The 17,189-nt window shown below is 61.1% G+C and carries 15 protein-coding genes and 1 riboswitch; of the genes, 8 read left to right on the forward strand and 7 right to left on the reverse strand.

The window, feature by feature from the left end:
* Nucleotides 1–2 precede the first annotated feature (2 nt).
* The 5 genes from DWX58_RS01975 to yaaA are packed head-to-tail and all read right to left on the reverse strand — an operon-like array spanning nt 3 to nt 2,844.
* Nucleotides 3–1,043, reverse strand: a complete 1,041-nt coding sequence (locus tag DWX58_RS01975; protein ID WP_118641325.1) for an alcohol dehydrogenase — start codon at nt 1,041–1,043, stop codon at nt 3–5.
* Nucleotides 1,044–1,060: 17 nt separating this feature from the next.
* Entirely contained in the window at nt 1,061–1,399 is a 339-nt protein-coding gene (locus DWX58_RS01980) for a cytochrome C biogenesis protein (RefSeq protein ID WP_118641326.1), read from the reverse strand.
* Nucleotides 1,399–1,626: a hypothetical protein gene (locus DWX58_RS01985; RefSeq protein ID WP_118641327.1), complete on the reverse strand. Its 228-nt coding sequence runs from the start codon at nt 1,624–1,626 to the stop codon at nt 1,399–1,401. The genes DWX58_RS01980 and DWX58_RS01985 overlap by 1 nt, the downstream gene beginning before the upstream one ends.
* A gap of 2 nt (nt 1,627–1,628) precedes the next feature.
* Complete coding sequence (bcp, locus tag DWX58_RS01990) at nt 1,629–2,093, reverse strand: thioredoxin-dependent thiol peroxidase (RefSeq protein WP_118641328.1); 465 nt, start codon at nt 2,091–2,093, stop codon at nt 1,629–1,631.
* Between the two features lies 1 nt (nt 2,094).
* On the reverse strand, nt 2,095–2,844 hold the full coding sequence (gene yaaA, locus DWX58_RS01995; RefSeq protein WP_118641329.1) for a peroxide stress protein YaaA: 750 nt from the start codon (nt 2,842–2,844) through the stop codon (nt 2,095–2,097).
* A 155-nt stretch (nt 2,845–2,999) separates the two neighbouring features.
* On the opposite strand from yaaA, the gene DWX58_RS02000 reads away from it, so the two are divergent.
* Nucleotides 3,000–3,257, forward strand: coding sequence for a GIY-YIG nuclease family protein (locus tag DWX58_RS02000; RefSeq protein WP_118641330.1), 258 nt, complete (start codon nt 3,000–3,002; stop codon nt 3,255–3,257).
* A gap of 42 nt (nt 3,258–3,299) precedes the next feature.
* Here DWX58_RS02000 and DWX58_RS02005 read toward each other — a convergent pair whose 3' ends face one another.
* Nucleotides 3,300–5,033 (reverse strand): CvpA family protein, encoded by a 1,734-nt coding sequence (locus DWX58_RS02005; RefSeq protein ID WP_118641504.1) that lies wholly within the window; start codon nt 5,031–5,033, stop codon nt 3,300–3,302.
* Nucleotides 5,034–5,349: 316 nt separating this feature from the next.
* Between DWX58_RS02005 and DWX58_RS02010 the strand changes: the two genes are divergently transcribed.
* The 4 genes from DWX58_RS02010 (at nt 5,350) to DWX58_RS02025 (ending at nt 9,342) form a co-directional block, all read left to right on the forward strand.
* Complete coding sequence (locus DWX58_RS02010) at nt 5,350–6,609, forward strand: chloride channel protein (protein WP_118641331.1); 1,260 nt, start codon at nt 5,350–5,352, stop codon at nt 6,607–6,609.
* A gap of 212 nt (nt 6,610–6,821) precedes the next feature.
* The gene (locus DWX58_RS02015; RefSeq protein WP_118641332.1) at nt 6,822–7,772 is read left to right on the forward strand and encodes an agmatinase; all 951 of its coding nucleotides are present in this window, start codon (nt 6,822–6,824) and stop codon (nt 7,770–7,772) included.
* Between the two features lie 155 nt (nt 7,773–7,927).
* On the forward strand, nt 7,928–8,302 hold the full coding sequence (locus tag DWX58_RS02020; RefSeq protein ID WP_118641333.1) for a VOC family protein: 375 nt from the start codon (nt 7,928–7,930) through the stop codon (nt 8,300–8,302).
* Nucleotides 8,302–9,342, forward strand: coding sequence for an acyltransferase family protein (locus DWX58_RS02025; protein WP_118641334.1), 1,041 nt, complete (start codon nt 8,302–8,304; stop codon nt 9,340–9,342). Before DWX58_RS02020 ends, DWX58_RS02025 begins: the two co-directional genes overlap by 1 nt.
* 61 nt (nt 9,343–9,403) lie before the next feature.
* On the opposite strand, the gene secA is transcribed toward DWX58_RS02025, so the two are convergent.
* The gene (gene secA / locus DWX58_RS02030; RefSeq protein WP_118641335.1) at nt 9,404–12,160 is read right to left on the reverse strand and encodes a preprotein translocase subunit SecA; all 2,757 of its coding nucleotides are present in this window, start codon (nt 12,158–12,160) and stop codon (nt 9,404–9,406) included.
* A gap of 330 nt (nt 12,161–12,490) precedes the next feature.
* A riboswitch (glycine riboswitch) is annotated at nt 12,491–12,586 on the forward strand.
* A 118-nt stretch (nt 12,587–12,704) separates the two neighbouring features.
* Here secA and DWX58_RS02035 point away from each other — a divergent pair.
* From DWX58_RS02035 to DWX58_RS02045, 3 genes are all read left to right on the forward strand, one after another.
* Nucleotides 12,705–14,111 (forward strand): sodium:alanine symporter family protein, encoded by a 1,407-nt coding sequence (locus DWX58_RS02035; RefSeq protein ID WP_118641336.1) that lies wholly within the window; start codon nt 12,705–12,707, stop codon nt 14,109–14,111.
* 114 nt (nt 14,112–14,225) lie between these two features.
* The gene (gene rlmD, locus DWX58_RS02040) at nt 14,226–15,614 is read left to right on the forward strand and encodes a 23S rRNA (uracil(1939)-C(5))-methyltransferase RlmD (RefSeq protein ID WP_118641337.1); all 1,389 of its coding nucleotides are present in this window, start codon (nt 14,226–14,228) and stop codon (nt 15,612–15,614) included.
* Nucleotides 15,615–15,815: 201 nt separating this feature from the next.
* Complete coding sequence (locus DWX58_RS02045) at nt 15,816–17,144, forward strand: sodium-dependent transporter (protein WP_118641338.1); 1,329 nt, start codon at nt 15,816–15,818, stop codon at nt 17,142–17,144.
* The last annotated feature ends 45 nt before the right edge of the window (nt 17,145–17,189 follow it).

Here is a 17,189-nt window from a genome sequence, read left to right on the forward strand (position 1 = left end):
GATCACGCATGATTCTCAATGGCCACCTTGATGACGTTGTCCCGGCGGTGCTCAAAGAGGTCGTAAGCCTCCTCAATGCGGGAGAGGGGATAGGTGTGGGTGATGAGAGGGGTGGTGTCCAGCTTTCCAGCAGCAATGAGATCCAGAATCTCGCCGCATTTGCAGCCGTCCACGCCTCCGGTCTTGAAGGTAAGATTTTTACCGTACATATCGGGCAGAGGGAGCACCTGGGGAGCGTCGTACAGGGCCACCACGGTGACGATGGCGTTGGGCCGGGCGCACTGCCAGGCCAGGGAGAAGGTGTCCTCGCCCCCCGCCACCTCCAGTACCCGGTCGGCTCCGCCGTGAGGGCTGTGGGCCGCCAGGAAGGCGGAGGCCTCCTCCGGGCGGAGGGTAAGCACCTGGGGATAATGCCGGCGGACGAAGTCCAGACGGACCGGGTCCCGCTCGCACACCACCACCTGGCGGGGGTTCTTCAGCAGCACGCACTGGAGAGTGCAGATGCCCGTGGGACCCGCGCCCAGGATAAGTACCGTGTCCTCCGGGGAGATCTCTGAGATGTCCGCCGCCCAGTAGCCGGTGGCCAGAATGTCCCCCACAAAGAGGGCCTGCCGGTCAGTGACCGCTTCCGGGATTTTGCTCAGTCCCTGGTCAGCGTAGGGCACCCGCACATATTCCGCCTGGCCGCCGTCGATGCGGCAGCCTAGAGCCCAGCCGCCGTTGGGGGCGGTGCAGTTGTTCACCCAGCCGTGGCGGCAGAAGTAGCAGTGGCCGCAGAAGGTCTCCACATTCACCGCCACCCGGTCGCCGGGGCGGAGCCCGTGGACGTCAGAGCCCAGATCCTCCACCACGCCTACCATCTCATGGCCCACGGTGATGCCGGGCACCGCCCGGGGTACGGAGCCGTGCTTGATGTGCAGGTCGCTGGTGCAGATGCTGGAGAGAGTCACCCGGACAATGGCGTCCCGGGGGTCCTGGAGCACGGGACGGGGCTTCTCCCGCAGCTCAAACATACCTTTGGACACATAGGTATAGGCCAGCATAGATGATTCCTCCCAAATCACTCAAATTGCAGTCCGGTGCGCCAGAGGGGAATGACGTTGATCACCGGCTCTTCGTAGGGGTGGACCGCCTTCACGGCGGCTAAGGTCTCCTCCAGCCGGGCGGTGGAGCAGGTGACCTCCACCTTCAGCTCCGGCTGGGTGCACAGTGCCCCAACCTCCCCCAAATAGGGCTCGGCCCCATCCAGGGGCCGCCAGCAGCTGGTGACCGGAGAATAGGACAGACAGCTGTCATACCGTCCGATGTGTCCGGCATCCACCTTCCGGAGGGCCTCACGCAGGACGTCCAGATGGGTTTGGGGCAGAAAGATTTCCAGCTTGCAGAAGGGAAACTCCATCACAGCTCCTCCAGCCGGTCCACAATGTCGTCGGCCAGGTCCTCCAGGGCCTCGTGGCGGTCGCCCCAGGCCTCGTATTCCTCGCTCTCCATGTCCTCCGGTTCCTCCTCGTCCAGGCGGTCAATCCAACCCCGGACGGTGTCCAGATAGTCCTCCAGCTCCTCCCGGCCCATGGCACCCAGGTCGGGCTGCCGGGCCAGGAAGGCGGTAAACAGGTCACTGTCCATGCTCAGCCCTCCCCGCGCAGGTAGGCCAGCAACTCCCCGGCGTTGGTGTCCGGCTTTACCTTGGGCATGACCTTCTCAATCATGCCCTGTTCGTCAATGACGTAGGTGGTGCGCACCACGCCCATGCTTACCTTGCCGTAAAGCTTCTTCTCCTGCCACACTCCGTAGGCCTGAATGGCCTGGAGCTCCGGGTCGGAGAGGAGCAGGAAGGGGAGGTCGTTCTTCTGGGCAAAGCGCTGGTGGGAGGCGGCGGAGTCCTTGCTCACGCCGATGACCACCGCGCCCAGAGCCTCAAACTGGCCATAGAGGGCGGCAAAGGCGCAGGCCTGCCGGGTGCAGCCGGGGGTGCTGTCCTTGGGGTAGAAGTAGAGAATCACCTTTTTCCCCAGAAACTGGGACAGGGAGACTTGGTTTCCGTCCTTGTCGGACAGGGTAAAGTCAGGGGCCTTGGTGCCGATTTCCAGCATATTAAAATTCTCCTTTCAAAAAGACCAGATGGGTTTGGTTGGAGTGGGCGGGGGAGAAGCGGTAGCCCAGGGCCTGGAAGGCGGTGAGATCCCCGGTGCGCTCAATTTGGTGGACCGCCATCCACCGCACCATCTCGCCCCGGGCCATCTTGCACAGGGTGCCCTTCTCCACCACCTTGCCGCCCTGCAATTCCCCGAAGGTGCAGGTGACAAAGGAGGCGGAGGCGGGGAGATGGGGCTCCACGGCACGGCTATACTCCCGGGAGGCCAGGTTCAGCACCGTGTCCGTCTCCTCCGCCAGGGCCTTGGCCAGCTTGTCCCCCCAGAAGGCGTACAGGTCCCGGCAGTCGTCTACCGCCAGGGGGGCCTGCATCTCCAGACGGTAGGGTACTACCCCGTCAAAGGGGCGCAGCAGCCCATAAAAGCCGGAGAGAATGCGCAGGTGCTCCCGGATGTAGTCGAGCTGTTCTCTCTCGAAGACGCCGGGGGCCATATACCGGTACTGGATGCCCTCGTAGGCCAGAAGGGCAGGGGTGAGGCGCTTGTTCAGGTCCATGCCCTCCAGCCGCTCCACATTCTGCTGGGCGATGGCGTCGCTGCACCGCCACAGGGCCTTGAGCTGATCGTAGGACATGGCCTGCAGCTGCTGTTTCAAGCGCTCCGCCTCCGGGAGAAAGGGGGGCAGCCCTTCCGGGGCAAAGCTGTCCGGGTCCTCCCGCATTTTCTTGGCCGGTGAAATGATCATACGCATGGGCAGCGCCTCCCTGTTCTGCCGCGCGCTTGCGCGGCCGGTTCCCTCCCAGAATACCACAAAGGAACCACAGATTCAAATGCTTCTCCCGGAAAAAGCACCCCTTGCCAGCCGGGGCCTGGGCGGGTTATACTGGGGAAAAAGGAGGCGGGGCCATGGCCTGGTATGTCTATATCCTCCGGTGCGGGGACGATACCCTGTACACCGGAATTACCGACGACGTGGAGCGCCGGCTGGCGGCCCACCGGGCGGGCCGGGGGGCCAAGTACACCCGGGGGCGGGGCCCTCTGGAGCTGGTCTACCGGGAGGAGCAGCCGGACAAATCCTCCGCCCTCCGCCGGGAAGTTCAGATCAAGAGGCTGTCCCGGCAGAAGAAGCTGGCCCTCTGTCAGGGCTGGGAGCCAAGCAAGTAAAAAGCCATCCGCGTTTCCTATAACGCGGATGGCTTTTTGGTGTCAGGCGGCAGAGTCCGGCTGGGGCTCAGGCTGGGTCGTCTGAGGGACCTGGTCGGTCTGGTTCTGGGGTGCCCGCCCGTCCACGGTAAGGGAGTAGGCGTCCAGAATGGAGGAGGTGCTCCCCTCCGCGGCCACGGCGTGGTCCACGGTGATCCGGTCGCCCACGTTCAGGGTGACCACTTCCCGGTTCTGGGCGGCGGAGAGGGAATAGAAGATCTCCTCGCCCTCCAGGCGGATAAAGTAGTAGGTGTTGCCCTCCAGCACAGCGGAGCGGATTTCCGCCACGGTGCCGCTGGCCTGAGTCTGGGGCAGCTCCTCAGTCTGGGTGATGCCCTTGTCGGCGAGCTGGCGGATATACTCCTGCTCACACTGGGACACGGTGGAGGCCACGGTAACCACCTGATACTGGGCCACGTTTACCATGGCGTAGCTCTTCACCAGGTTGTTGGCGTCCTTCAGGGGGATGAAATAGGTGGGCTCCCCGGCAATGTTCAGAAGCAAAGGGAAGGTGGCGGTGTAGCCCAGGTCCTGCACCTCGCCCTGGGCGGAGCCCTTGGCGGCATTTTCCGTGGCGCCGGGGGCGGTGTAGAACTTGGTCTCCTTGGTGCGCTGGTTGGAGAGCAGGAAGCCCAGGTTGGACTGGTCGGCATTGGCGGAGGTGACGCCGGTGTACATGTACACATCGTCGTTGAGGGCGATGTAGTTGTACCCGTCGGTGGTCACCCTCACGTCCCGCTGGCCCAGAATGGAGTTAAGGAAGCCGTTGATGAGCGTGCCGTAGTAGTCGTACTGCTCCATGATGAGAGCGGGGGTGTACACATTGTCCACCCAGGAGGGCACATCGGCAATGTCGTAGTAGGTGCTCTCACCGGTGATGGCGTCCATGAGCACCGCGCCCTGGATGTCACGGCCGCCGAACAGGCCGATGGTCTTGACCACGCGGGGGGCAATCCAGAAGGGGTGGCCCTCCTCGTTGATCTCGAACTGGGGGGTATCAAACATATAAGTGGGGTACTGGAAGCGGAGGTGGCGCATGACGTTGCGGTTGAGAGGCTCGGAGAAGGAGTACTTCATCCCCTCGGTAAGGCGCACCACGTTGGCTTCCTGGGTGACCATGTCCACCACCACATAGGCAGGCAGACCCTCGCCCCGGTTGGTGAACCACTTAATGAGGTCGGCGTAGTCAATGGGAGCCACCCGCACAGGCCGGCCCTGGTAGTTGATCTGGGTGGAGTCGTTGGAATACTCAAACTGGCTCACCATGTCGCTGAGGGTACCCATCTGCCGGTCGCCCAGGTACTCGGCGCTGTCCCGGTCCAGGGTGGGAATCTTGTCGAAGGAGATCTGGGCGATGTCCTGGGTGAAGTTGCCTTCTTCCACCGTCAGCAGATTCCGGTAGGAGCCGGCCCGGAAGATAGGCAGGGAGATGATCTGTCCCACAATGGCAACCACTACAATAGCCACAAACAGTACCCCTACCGGCAGGCAGCGGCTCTTTACAAAGCGCAGCCACTCCCGTGCCTTCTCCTTGGGGGTGCGGACCACATTATCGGGGTTTCCGCCGGAGAGCACAAAAATGCAGATCACATAGACGATGCAGAGGAAGGCAAGGAAACCGTAAAATTCGCTGGCCTGGAAATTCAGGGCAGGCAGGGAAACGTAGAAATAGAGGAAGCCGACGATGGCCGTAATCACAATGCTGAGCAGTGTGCGGCTCAGACGTCCTTTGGGCATTTTGGATTGTTTGGTCGGTTTGTTTGGGTTCAAGGTTATTCTCCTTTTTCTCATCGGTCAAAGTGTTTTGAGGAACCGGGGTTACCCATCAGCATATCCTATTTTGCACAAAAAATCAACGGTGGAAAGATTAAAGTTGGATGAAAGGCAGGGGCGAGGTAGGGAACTGCGGACCGGAGCAGCACGCGCACTGTGGTTGAAATTTTCTCCGGGCCGCAGAACGGGCAGGGTGCAAAGGAGAAAACGGTATGCTATAATGAAACCACATACGTTGTGTGTAAACCAAAGGAGAGGACGGCCGGAAGGGGAGAACAGGATGGAACAGCCAAAGCGGCGTTGGCAGGAGCATGCCCTGGAGGGGCTGGCCTTTACCAAGTGGCTGCTGTATGCCTGCGTGACAGGATTGCTGGTGGGGGCGGTAGGCGTGGCTTTCCACGGGGGCATTGAATGGGCCTCCCATGTGCGGTCGGTCCATCCACGGCTTCTTCTCCTGCTGCCGGTGGGCGGCGTGGTGATTGTGCTGCTCTACCGCATCTGCCATATGGAGGGGGACCGGGGCACCAACCTGGTGCTGGTGGCGGTGCGGGAGGCACTGCCTTTGAAGCTGCGCACGGCGCCCTTGATCTTCCTGGCCACCGTCATTACCCACCTGGTGGGGGGCTCTGCAGGACGGGAGGGGGCGGCCCTCCAGCTGGGGGGAGCCCTGTCCGCCTACATGGGCCAGCGCATCCGGCTGGACGCCAAGGACAGCCGGATGCTGGTCATGTGCGGCATGGCGGCCGCCTTTTCCGCCCTCTTTGGTACCCCGCTCACCGCCGCTGTCTTTGCCATGGAAGTGGTGAGCGTGGGGGTCATGTACTATGCGGCCATGGTGCCCTGCCTGGTGGCCTCTCTCACCGCGCTGCAGCTGGCCCGGGCCTGCGGCCTCCATGTGGAGGACGGGTATCCGGTGACGGAGGCGGCCGGGCTGACGCCGCTGTCCATGGTCCAGGCGGCCGCCCTGGGGGTGCTGTGCGCCCTGGTGTCCATTTTGTTTTGTAAAGTCATGCACGCCGCGCCCCACCTCTATGAGAAATACATCCCCAGCACCTTGGTGCGGGCGGCCGTGGGGGGAGTGCTGGTGCTGGCCCTGACCCTGGCGGTGGGGACCCAGGATTACAATGGGGCAGGGGACGCGGTCATCCGCCGCATGCTGGCGGGGGAGACCATTCCGGAGGCCTTCCTGCTGAAGATCCTCTTTACCGCCCTCACCCTAGGCGCGGGCTTCCGGGGCGGCGAAATTGTCCCCGTGCTCTTTACCGGCTGCGCCTTTGGCACCTGGGTGGGGCCCATGCTGGGGCTGCCCCACGCCTTCTCCGGGGCGCTGGGGATGGCGGCGGTGTTCTGCGGGGCCACTAACTGTCCGTTGACCTCCATTCTCCTGGCCTATGAGCTCTTTGGTGGAGCGGGGCTTCCGTTGTACGCCCTGTGCTGCGGGGTAGCCTATATGCTCTCGGGCTACTACGGGCTGTACAGCGAACAGAAAATTGTCTACTCCAAATTCCGCACCGAGTGGATTGACAAGAAGGCCAAATGACCCCTCTTTTCAAAACAGGGCTCATTGCCCCTTAGCGCTTTCCTTTATTTGCCGGGAGGGAGAAGAGGCTTTTTTTGCACCGTTGAAAAAGAAAGCCGCCCTGCTTATAATGTGGACTGTCAGCGGGAGAGTGCCCCCATGCCTGCCCGCTGCGGGATAAAAACAACCAGTTGTACGCAAGAAAACCAGAACGTAAAGAAAGGTGAGTGTTTATGCGTCCTGAATTGATTAGCCAGCCCATTACGGGCATTTGTTCCTTTGGCCGGTACCCCATCTGTCTGGACCTGGATGAGCTGAAGACCGACTTCGGCGTGCTGGGTGTCCCCTTTGACATGGATGTGGGCTTCTTGAGCGGGTCCCGCATGGGCCCTCGCCGTATTCGTGAGGCTTCCACCCAGTATGGCCGGGGCGAGGTGGGCTACTACGACTACGAGGCGGATGAGCAGATGCTGGCCGCCCCCATCACCATCTCCGACTGCGGCGATGCCGACGTGCTCCAGGGCGACCGGGACTACTCCTTCAAGTGCATTGAGCGGGCCGTCCGCCGCATCATCCGGGCGGGCGCCATTCCCATCGTCATGGGCGGTGACCACTCCATCAGCATCCCCGTGGGCCGGGCCCTGGAGGAGTATGGTAAGAAGATCTGCGTCATCCAGTTTGACGCCCACCTGGACTGGACCAGCAACGTGGGTCCCCTGGTTCAGGGCAACGGCAGCCCCATGCGCCGCATGTCTGAGATGGACCACATCGGCGACATGGTGCAGATCGGCCTGCGCGGCATGGGCAGCGGCAAGAAGTCCGACTACGACGATGCCCGGGCCTACGGCAGCCGCCTCATCTCTGCCCGGGAGCTCCACGACAAGGGTGTCCAGTACGTTCTGGACCAGATTCCCGACGCCGAGGCCTACTATATCACCTTTGACATTGACGGCTATGACATGCCCCTGGCCCCCGGCGCGGCCTCCCCGCTGCCCGGCGGCATCACCTACGATGAGAGCATGGACATGCTGAAGGCCATCTGCGAGACCGGCAAGGTGGTGGCTATGGACCTGGTGGAGGTGGCCCCCGCCTATGATCCCACCGGCTGCACCGCCCGCCTGGCGGCCCTGACCATGCTCCAGGTCATTGCCCATGTGGGCAAGAAGCTCCACGAGAAGGACTGAGTGGTCTTTGACGGAACATCGGACCCCGGCCCCAGCGGAGAAAATCCGCCGGGGCCGGGGTTTCTTGTTGAAAAAAGGGCACTTTGTCGATATAATAACTCCGTGAGCCTTCTCCACATTGGGAGTGGGCCTTCGCGGAAAGGAGAATCATACGCATGACAAAGTTTTATCACTTTAATTTTAACGTGGTGGATCTGGACCGGAGCCTGGAGTTCTACCACAAGGCCCTGAACCTCTCTCCCGTGCGCACCAAGGAGGCGGAAGACGGCTCCTTCAAGCTGGTGTTTCTGGGGGATGAGACGGGCAGTGACTTCCAGCTGGAGCTGACCTGGCTGCGGGACCGGGGGGACAAGCCCTACAACCTGGGCGAGTGCGAATTCCACCTGGCCTTCCGCACCGATGAGTTTGATGCCCTCCACGCCCGGCACAAGGAGATGGGCTGCATCTGCTTTGAAAATCTGGAGATGGGCGTCTACTTTATCACTGACCCGGACGGCTACTGGATTGAGATTGTGCCGGAGCATGACTGATGGCTAAAGGTGACCGAAATCCGGGCTGGCACGGCTTTTTCCGGGCCTTCACCGTGCTGTGTGCCATTATTCTGCTGCTGGCTCAGAGCGGACAGGCCTCTGCCTCCGGCGGAGACTGGCAGGTCCTGTCGGTGTATGAGGGGCTGACCTCATGGACGGTGCCCGCCCTCTTCCTCCTGTGGGGCATGTTTGCCCTGGAGGAGGGGAAGCCCAACGTCTCCTCATCCCTGCTGGGGCTGGCTCTGCCGGCCTTCTGCCTGCTGGTGTTCTGGGGCGCGGTGTACGCTGTGGCGGCCCATCTGCTGGGGGGCGGGGCTTTGAGCTGGGGCGGCATCTGGAACGCTCTGGTGTCTGCCGCCAAGGGCAACACCTACTTCCATCTGTGGGTGCTCTATCCCCTCATCGGGCTTTATCTGGTCCATCCGGTGATCCACCGCTTCACTTTCTCCGCCAGCCGGGGGGAGGTGCGCTATTTCCTTCTTCTGTGCCTGCTGTTTGCCAGCCTGCTGCCCATGTGGAGTGTGTTTCATCCGGAGAGCGTGGTGGCCGCACTGCTGGAGCGGCTGCGGGTCCATCTGGTGCTGGGCTGGGTGGGCTGCTATGTGGCCGGGTGGTACCTGCGCCATTACACCATCAGCCGTGTTTCGGAGTTTGTTTTGTACATCCTGGGCATCCTGGGGCTGGTACTTACCCTCATGGGAGACCGGCTGATGGGCGGTGGAAGGGCACTTTGGTACCAGTACACCTCTCCCAACGTGGTACTGACAGCGGTGGCCCTGTGCGTGCTGTTCCGCTATGTGCTGGGCATCAGTGAGGAGCGCTCCCGCCGCCGCTCCGTCTATTCCCTGGGGAGCTTTGCCTTTGGAATCTACCTCATCCACCAGCTGTGGGTGCTGATCTTCCAGTGGCTGGGAGTGTCCATGACGGCCTTTTCTCCCGTCCTGTCCGTGCCCTTTTTTGCCCTGGTCTTTTTCCTGCTCTCCGCTCCCTTTGCCTGGCTGCTGTTCAAAATCCCAGGCGTTGGGAATTATCTCACTTAAAGAACTCAGAATATAAGAAAAAGCCCCGGAACCTGAGGTTCCGGGGCTTTTTTCATGCCATTTACTTCAAATCAGGATGGTACTGCTTGCAGGTACATTTTTTCCACTTCAGGCCAGAGCCGCAGGGGCAGGGGTCGTTGCGGCCGATCTTGATGACCTTTTTCACCGGCTGCTTTTGGACGGTGCCGTCGCTGGCGCCGGACTCGGAGGTGATCTTGGCCACGCGCTCCCGCTTGACCTCCTCGTTCTTCTTCAGACGAACCAGGAACAGCCGGCGCAGGGTCTCCTCCTGAATGGCGGCCACCATCTGCTCGAACATCTCGTAGCCTTCCTTCTTGTAGGCCACCACGGGGTCGGTCTGGGCGTAAGCCCGCAGGCCGATGCCCTGCTTCAGGTCGTTCATGGCGTCGATCTGGTCCATCCAGTACTCGTCCACCACCCGGAGCATGATCACGCGCTCCAGCTCCCGCATGAGGGGAGAGCCAAACTCCTCTTCCTTCTTGGCGTAGATCTCCTTGGCCTTGCTGCTGACCATCTCCACCAGAGCCTCGGTATCATATTGCTGCAGCTCCTCGTCGGTGAGATTCAACTCGTCGGGGGCCAGGAACATGGTGCGGAAGGGAGCCACGGCCTCCCGGAAGGACTCGGCATCCATGTGCTTCTGCTCACCCATGTGGCCGAGGATGGCGCTCTCCACCATGGAGTGGAGCATGTTCTGGATGGAACCCTGGAGGTCCTCGCCGTCCAGCACCTGGCGGCGCTGCTTGTAGATGACCTCACGCTGGGTGTTCATCACGTCGTCGTACTGCAGCACGTTCTTCCGGGCCTGGAAGTTCCGGGACTCCACCTGCTTCTGGGCGTTCTCGATGGCGCCGGAAAGCATCTTGGCGTCGATGGGGGTGTCCTCGTCCACGCCCAGCTTCTCCATCATGCCCATGACTCGCTCAGAGCCGAAGAGACGCATGATGTCGTCCTCCAGGGACAGGTAGAAGCGGGTCTCGCCGGGGTCGCCCTGACGGCCGGCACGGCCGCGCAGCTGGTTATCGATGCGGCGGGACTCGTGGCGCTCGGTGCCCAGGATGAACAGGCCGCCCACGTCGCGGACCTTGTCCGCCTCCTCGCGGATGGCCTCCTTGTACTTGGCCTCCGCCTCGGTAAACATCTTCCGGGCGTTGAGGATTTCCTCATTGTCGGTCTCGGCAAAGCCGGTGGCCTCAGCGATGAGCTCATCGGTGAGCCCAGCCTTGCGCAGGTCGGCCTTGGCCAGATACTCTGCGTTGCCGCCCAGCATAATATCGGTACCACGGCCGGCCATGTTGGTGGCCACGGTGACGGCGCCGAACTTACCGGCCTGGGCCACGATTTCGGCTTCCTTCTCGTGGTTCTTGGCGTTCAGAACGTTGTGGGGGATGCCCTTGCGCTTGAGGATGGCGGACAGCTCCTCCGACTTCTCGATGGAGATGGTGCCTACCAGTACGGGCTGGCCCTTGGCGTGGCACTCCTCGATCTGGCTGACGATGGCCCGCAGCTTGCCGTTGGTGTTCTTGTACACCACGTCGGGGCGGTCGATTCGGGCCAGGGGCTTGTTGGTGGGGATCTCCACGATGTCCAGCTCGTAGATGGTGCCGAACTCCTCCTGCTCGGTCATGGCGGTACCGGTCATGCCGGAGAGCTTGTCGTAGAGACGGAAGTAGTTCTGGAAGGTGATGGTAGCCAGGGTCTTGGACTCGTTGGCCACTTCCACGTGCTCCTTGGCCTCGATGGCCTGGTGGAGGCCCTCGTTATAGCGGCGGCCGAACATGAGACGGCCGGTGAACTCGTCCACGATGATGACCTGTCCGTCCTTCACCACGTAGTCGATGTCCCGCTTCATCACGCCACGGGCCTTGATGGCCTGGTTGATGTGGTGGGAGAGAGTGGTGTTCTCCGGGTCGGCCAGGTTCTCAATGTTGAAGAACTGCTCGGCCTTCTTGATGCCGGGGGCGGTGAGGGTGGCGGTGCGGGCCTTCTCGTCGACGATGTAGTCGGCGTCGATGTCCACATCCTCCTCTTCCTTCTCGTCCACCTTGGCAATGCGCTGGCAGCGCAGGCGGGAGACGAACTGGTCCACGATGGTGTAGAGCTGGGTGGATTTCTCGCCCTGGCCGGAAATGATCAGAGGGGTTCTGGCCTCGTCGATGAGGATGGAGTCCACCTCATCCACGATGGCGAAGGCATGGCCCCGCTGCACCAGCTCGGAGGAGTAGATGGCCATGTTGTCCCGCAGGTAGTCAAAGCCGAACTCGTTGTTGGTGCCGTAGGTAATGTCGGCGGCATAGGCGTCCTTCTTGTCCTGGCCGGTGACCCCGTGGATCACTAGGCCCACGGTGAGGCCCATGAAGCGGTAGACCTTGCCCATCCACTCGCTGTCGCGCTTGGCCAGGTAGTCGTTGACGGTGACGATGTGCACGCCCTTGCCCGCCAGGGCGTTGAGGTAGGCGGGGAGGGTGGCCACCAGGGTCTTGCCTTCGCCGGTCTTCATCTCGGCGATGCGGCCCTGGTGCAGTACGATGCCGCCCACCACCTGAACCCGGTAGGGGCGCATGCCCAGCACACGCCAGGCGGCCTCGCGGCAGGCGGCGAAGGCCTCGGGGAGAATGTCGTCCAGAGTCTCGCCGTTCTGAAGGCGCTCTTTGAACTCCGGGGTCTTGGCCTGAAGCTGCTGGTCAGTCAGGGCCTTGTACTCCTCCTCCAGGGCGTCCACCTTGTCCGCGATGGGATAGATGGACTTCAGTTCCCGCTGGGAGGAGGTGCCGAAAATTTTGGTAAACAAACTCATAGCAGTAAAACACCTCTTGGCTGTGGGGGACCGTCAAGGCATACTTCCCCCCTATAATCAGTCATCCTATGCAGTATATCATACTCCATACCAAGAAAAAAGAGCAAATTGTAAACATTTCATGGTTGTGAGCGGTAGGGAATGGGGAATATTCCCTAAAAATCCGTCTCTGGCGAATTAATGTCCGCCAGGGATTGACAAAGGGGCGGAGGTGTGGTAAGGTATCTCTCGCAACTGAATAGGACAGACGAAGCGTGCAGGAAAACAGCCATCCGGCTTACCGAAGGAGTAACACTCTCAGGTGTCCCATCCGGGACGAGGACTGTGCGCGGATGTAACTCTGGAGAAGCTCGATTCGAGTGCCGAAGGTGCAACGCGGTTTTTTTAGGCCGCCAATCTCTCAGGCAAAAGGACAGAGGAGGACAAACGCCCCATGGGTGCGCTTTTGCGTGCAGGGAGGGCGGTATTTTGTCGCCATGTTTTTCGGATCGCGGAACTTCTCCGCGGTCCGATTTTTGTTTCAAGGAGAGAGGAGAAATACGTCATGTTAGCAGATCTGGAAGCAGTACTCTATCCCATTGTATCCAAGATTAACGTCTACTTATCCAACTATATTCTGGTCTTCCTGCTCATCGGCGTGGGCCTGTGGTACTCCATCCGCACCCACTTCGTGCAGGTTCGCTGCTTCGGTGAGGGTATGAAGAAGGTGTTCGGCAACCTGTCTCTTCGGGGCGGAAAGCAGGAGCACGGTATGAGCTCCTTCCAGGCTCTGGCCACCGCCATCGCCGCCCAGGTGGGCACCGGCAATATCGTGGGCTCCTCCGGCGCCATTCTGGCCGGCGGCCCCGGTGCTATCTTCTGGATGTGGATCATTGCCTTCTTTGGCATGGCCACTATCTACGCCGAGGCCACCCTGGCCATCAAGACCCGCCGCAAGGATCCTGACGGCTCCTACCACGGCGGCCCCGTCTATTACATCACCACTGCCTTCAAGGGTGCTTTCGGTAAGTTCCTGGCCGGCTTCTTCGCTGTGGCCATCATCCTGGCTCTGGGCTTCATGGGCTGCATGGTGCAGTCCAACTCCATCGGCTCCACCTTCCAGACCGCCTTTGGTGTCCCCTCCTGGATTGTGGGCATCGTGCTGGTCATTATCTGCGGCTTCATCTTCCTGGGCGGCGTGCAGCGTCTGGCAGCCGTCACCGAGAAGATTGTTCCCATCATGGCTGTCATCTTCCTGGCCGGCGGCCTGGTGGTGCTGGTGATGCGGGCCTCCTATATCCCCGCTACCTTCGCCATGATCTTCAAGTATGCCTTCCAGCCCCAGGCCATCATCGGCGGCAGCTTCGGCTACGCCCTGAAGGAGGCTATCAGCCAGGGTGCCAAGCGCGGCCTCTTCTCCAATGAGGCCGGTATGGGCTCCACCCCCCACGCTCACGCTCAGGCCAACGTCACCGATCCCCACGACCAGGGTGTGGTAGCCATGGTTGGTGTGTTCATGGACACCTTCGTGGTGCTGACCCTCAATGCGCTGGTGATCATCTCCACCCTGTACACCCCCGACGGACCTCTGGCCGGTTGCGGCGCGGCGGCAGCCAGCACCACCCTCAACAAGACCAATCTGGCCCAGACCGCTTTCGGCAGCGTCATGGGAGCCGATGCCGGTGCCATGTTTGTGGCGGTGTGCCTGTTCTTCTTTGCTTTCTCCACCATCCTCGGCTGGAACCTGTTTGGTAAGATCAATGTGATTTACCTCTTCGGCAAGAAGTCTGTGCCTGTTTACTCCGCCCTTGCTCTGGTGTTCATCTTCCTGGGCACCCTGATGTCCAACGATCTGGTGTGGGAGATGACCGACATGTTCAATAACCTCATGGTGATTCCCAACGCCATCGGCCTCTTTGCTCTTACCAGTGTCGTGGTGGCTTCCACCCACGGCATGGGAAAGAAAAAGTAAGTACAGATGCTGAAATGCCCGGTCTCTTTCTCAGGGACCGGGCATTTTATCTTTACGGAGACAGCGGGGCATGCTATGATAAGGGCAAGGAAACTGGAAATGCGAGGAAGATGCATGGAGGCGTGGAAGAAGAACAGCGTGCATACGCTGGATATTACCGGCTATACGGCGGAAGGCTTGGGCGTAGCCCGCCTGGAGGGACGGGTGGTCTTTGTACCCCGGACCATTGCGGGAGAGCGTTGGAAGGTGCGGCTGGAGAAGGTAAATAAAAAGATGGCCTGGGGCAGGGGGGTAGAGCTGCTGGAGGCCTCGCCGGAGCGGGTGGAACCCGATTGCCCCCTGTTTGGAAAGTGCGGGGGCTGTCAGTTCCGGCATATGACCTATGCTGAGGAGCTGCGGGCCAAGCGTCAGCGGGTGGCGGACGCCCTGGAACGGGTGGGCGGCGTTCACCTGGAGCTGCCCCCTGTGCTGGGAGCGGAGGCGCCGGAGCGCTACCGCAACAAGGTGCAGTTTCCCATTGCGCCTGCCCCCGAGGGCGGCGCTGCGGTGGGCTACTACCGCGCCAGGAGCCACCAGGTTTTTCCGGTGGAGGACTGCCTCCTTCAGCCGGAGACGGTGACGAGGCTCCGCCGGGCATTTGTCCAGTCGGCAGTGGAGCTGGGGCTCACCGCCTATAACGAAGGGACGGGCGAAGGGCTTCTGCGCCACTTCTACATCCGAACCAACCACAGGGGAGAAGCCCTGTGCTGCATTGTGGCCAACGGGACAGATCTGCCCGAGGCAGACCGGATGGTGGAGGCCCTGCGGAGCTGTGAGCCCAAGCTGATGGGTGTGGTGCTGAATGTCAATACCCGGGATACCAATGTGATCCTTGGACCGGACTATAAGCTGCTGTGGGGGCAGGACTATTTGGAGGAGGAGCTGTGCGGACATACCTTCCGTCTGTCCATTCCTTCCTTTTTCCAGGTGAACCGGGCCCAGACTCAGCGGCTTTACGGCCTTGCCCTGGATTTTGCCGGCCTCACCGGCCGGGAGACCGTGCTGGATTTGTACTGCGGCATCGGAACCATCTCCCTGTGCCTGGCTCGCCGGGCCGGACGGGTGATTGGAGCGGAGATCGTGCCTCAGGCGGTGGAGGATGCCCGGGCCAACGCTGCACGCAGCGGCGTGGAGAACGCGGAGTTTTTCTGCGGAGACGCTGGGGCGGTGGCTGCCCGTCTGGCGGAGGAGGGTGTCCGTCCGGATGTGATCTGCGTGGACCCGCCCCGGAAGGGACTGGGGCCGGAGGTGCCCGCCATTTTGGCCGGTATGGCGCCGGAGCGCATCGTCTATGTCTCCTGTGACCCGGCTACCCTGGCCCGGGATGTAAAGCGGCTGGAGGAGCTGGGCTATTGCGCCCAGAGGGCCCAGAGCGTGGATCTCTTCCCACGGACCGCCCATGTGGAGACAGTCGTTTTGCTTGTCCGCCAGGGGAAGGAAACGGCCGGACTTGGAGAAATATAAGGAAACGGAAAATACCCTGGGGAAATCCCGGGTTTATGCTTGTATTTAAAGGTAAGGATGTTATAATAAACTCTGCCCTTTTGCCAGCTGCCTGTTGGGAGAACGGGGAGAACGTCCACTGAGACGGAAACGCCGGAGGGTATGCTTTGCAGGAGCATGGCATGTATTTTGTATTGTTTGTTTTGAAAGGAGCGCGACAATATGCCGGGAGATAACGGCCACCGCAATGGGGGCTTTAGTTCTTCGCTGGGCTTTGTAATTGCCTGCGTAGGATCGGCTGTGGGACTGGGAAACATCTGGCTGTTCCCCTACCGTCTGGGACAGTATGGAGGGGCTGCCTTCCTGATTCCCTATATTTTCTTTATTATTCTGTTTGGATGGGTGGGCCTCTCCGCTGAGTTCGGCATTGGCCGACTGGCCGGGACGGGCACCATCGGTGCTTACGAGTATTGCTTCCGTACCCGGGAAAAGGGAACTTTGGGCAAGGTGCTGGGCTGGATCCCCCTGATGGGCTCCCTGGGCATTGCCATTGGCTACGCAGTCATCATGGGCTGGGTGCTGAACAGCCTGTTCGGGGCCCTCACCGGCACCCTGATGACGGCTCAGCCCGCGGAGTTTTTCCAGCAGGCCGCTGTGGACTTCGGCAACCCCCTGTGGCACTCCGTGGTGGTGGTCGTGGCCTGCCTGGTCCTGCTGTTCGGCGTGACTACGGGCATCGAGCGGGTGAGCCGGGTGCTCATGCCTTTGTTCTATGTTCTGTTCCTGGCTCTGGCTATTTGGGTTGCCATGCAGCCCGGGGCAGGGGAGGGCTACCGCTTCCTCTTTGTCCCTGACTGGTCCAAGCTACTGGAGCGGGACACCTGGGTCATGGCCATGGGACAGGCCTTCTTCTCTCTGTCCATCACCGGTTCTGGCATGATTGTGTACGGCGCCTATCTGGACAAGAAGGCGGACATTCCCAAGGCCTCCCTGCGTACGGCCCTTTTTGACACCATGGCGGCGCTGCTGTCCGCTCTGGCCATCATGCCTGCGGTGTTTGCCTACGGTCTGGACGTGGCCAGCGGCCCCTCTCTGATGTTTATCACGGTACCCACCGTGTTCCAGAAGATGCCCATGGGCCAGCTGTTTGCTGTCTTCTTCTTTGTGTCGGTCTTCTTTGCCGGCATCACCTCCCTTATCAACATGTTCGAGGCCGTGACCGAGAGCTGGCAGCGCTACTTCAAGCTCAGCCGCAAGGCGGCGGTGCTCATCTGCTCTGCTCTGACTCTAGGCGTGGGTCTGTTTATGGAGAGCGAGGCCCGGGTGGGCAAGTGGATGGACTTTATCACCATCGACGTGGTACCCATTGGCGCGGTGCTGGGTGCTATCTCCATTTACTACGTCCTGGGCTGGCCCAGGCTGAAGCAGGAGCTGCAGCTGGGCCGGGAGAAGCCGGTTTCGGAGATCTTCGGCGTGGTAGGCCGCTATATCTATGTGCCTCTGACCATCCTGGTGGTGGTGCTGGGCATCGCGTATGGCGGAATTGGCTGAGTGTGAGAGAAGGGCAGTTCGTCTCTGATTTGTTTGAAAATGTGT

The organism is Pseudoflavonifractor sp. AF19-9AC (assembly GCF_003478995.1).
Taxonomy (GTDB): domain Bacteria; phylum Bacillota; class Clostridia; order Oscillospirales; family Oscillospiraceae; genus Lawsonibacter.

Bases quoted from the DNA above. Each gene is read 5' to 3' on its own strand.
- DWX58_RS02010 (WP_118641331.1), top strand. From the start codon at position 5,350: ATGGAACAGCCAAAGCGGCGTTGGCAGGAGCATGCCCTGGAGGGGCTG.
- bcp (WP_118641328.1), bottom strand. From the start codon at position 2,093: ATGCTGGAAATCGGCACCAAGGCCCCTGACTTTACCCTGTCCGACAAG.
- DWX58_RS02045 (WP_118641338.1), top strand. From the start codon at position 15,816: ATGCCGGGAGATAACGGCCACCGCAATGGGGGCTTTAGTTCTTCGCTG.
- DWX58_RS01980 (WP_118641326.1), bottom strand. From the start codon at position 1,399: ATGGAGTTTCCCTTCTGCAAGCTGGAAATCTTTCTGCCCCAAACCCAT.
- rlmD (WP_118641337.1), top strand. From the start codon at position 14,226: ATGGAGGCGTGGAAGAAGAACAGCGTGCATACGCTGGATATTACCGGC.
- DWX58_RS01985 (WP_118641327.1), bottom strand. From the start codon at position 1,626: ATGGACAGTGACCTGTTTACCGCCTTCCTGGCCCGGCAGCCCGACCTG.
- DWX58_RS02005 (WP_118641504.1), bottom strand. From the start codon at position 5,033: ATGCCCAAAGGACGTCTGAGCCGCACACTGCTCAGCATTGTGATTACG.
- DWX58_RS02015 (WP_118641332.1), top strand. From the start codon at position 6,822: ATGCGTCCTGAATTGATTAGCCAGCCCATTACGGGCATTTGTTCCTTT.
- DWX58_RS02020 (WP_118641333.1), top strand. From the start codon at position 7,928: ATGACAAAGTTTTATCACTTTAATTTTAACGTGGTGGATCTGGACCGG.
- DWX58_RS02025 (WP_118641334.1), top strand. From the start codon at position 8,302: ATGGCTAAAGGTGACCGAAATCCGGGCTGGCACGGCTTTTTCCGGGCC.
- DWX58_RS01975 (WP_118641325.1), bottom strand. From the start codon at position 1,043: ATGCTGGCCTATACCTATGTGTCCAAAGGTATGTTTGAGCTGCGGGAG.
- yaaA (WP_118641329.1), bottom strand. From the start codon at position 2,844: ATGCGTATGATCATTTCACCGGCCAAGAAAATGCGGGAGGACCCGGAC.
- DWX58_RS02000 (WP_118641330.1), top strand. From the start codon at position 3,000: ATGGCCTGGTATGTCTATATCCTCCGGTGCGGGGACGATACCCTGTAC.
- DWX58_RS02035 (WP_118641336.1), top strand. From the start codon at position 12,705: ATGTTAGCAGATCTGGAAGCAGTACTCTATCCCATTGTATCCAAGATT.
- secA (WP_118641335.1), bottom strand. From the start codon at position 12,160: ATGAGTTTGTTTACCAAAATTTTCGGCACCTCCTCCCAGCGGGAACTG.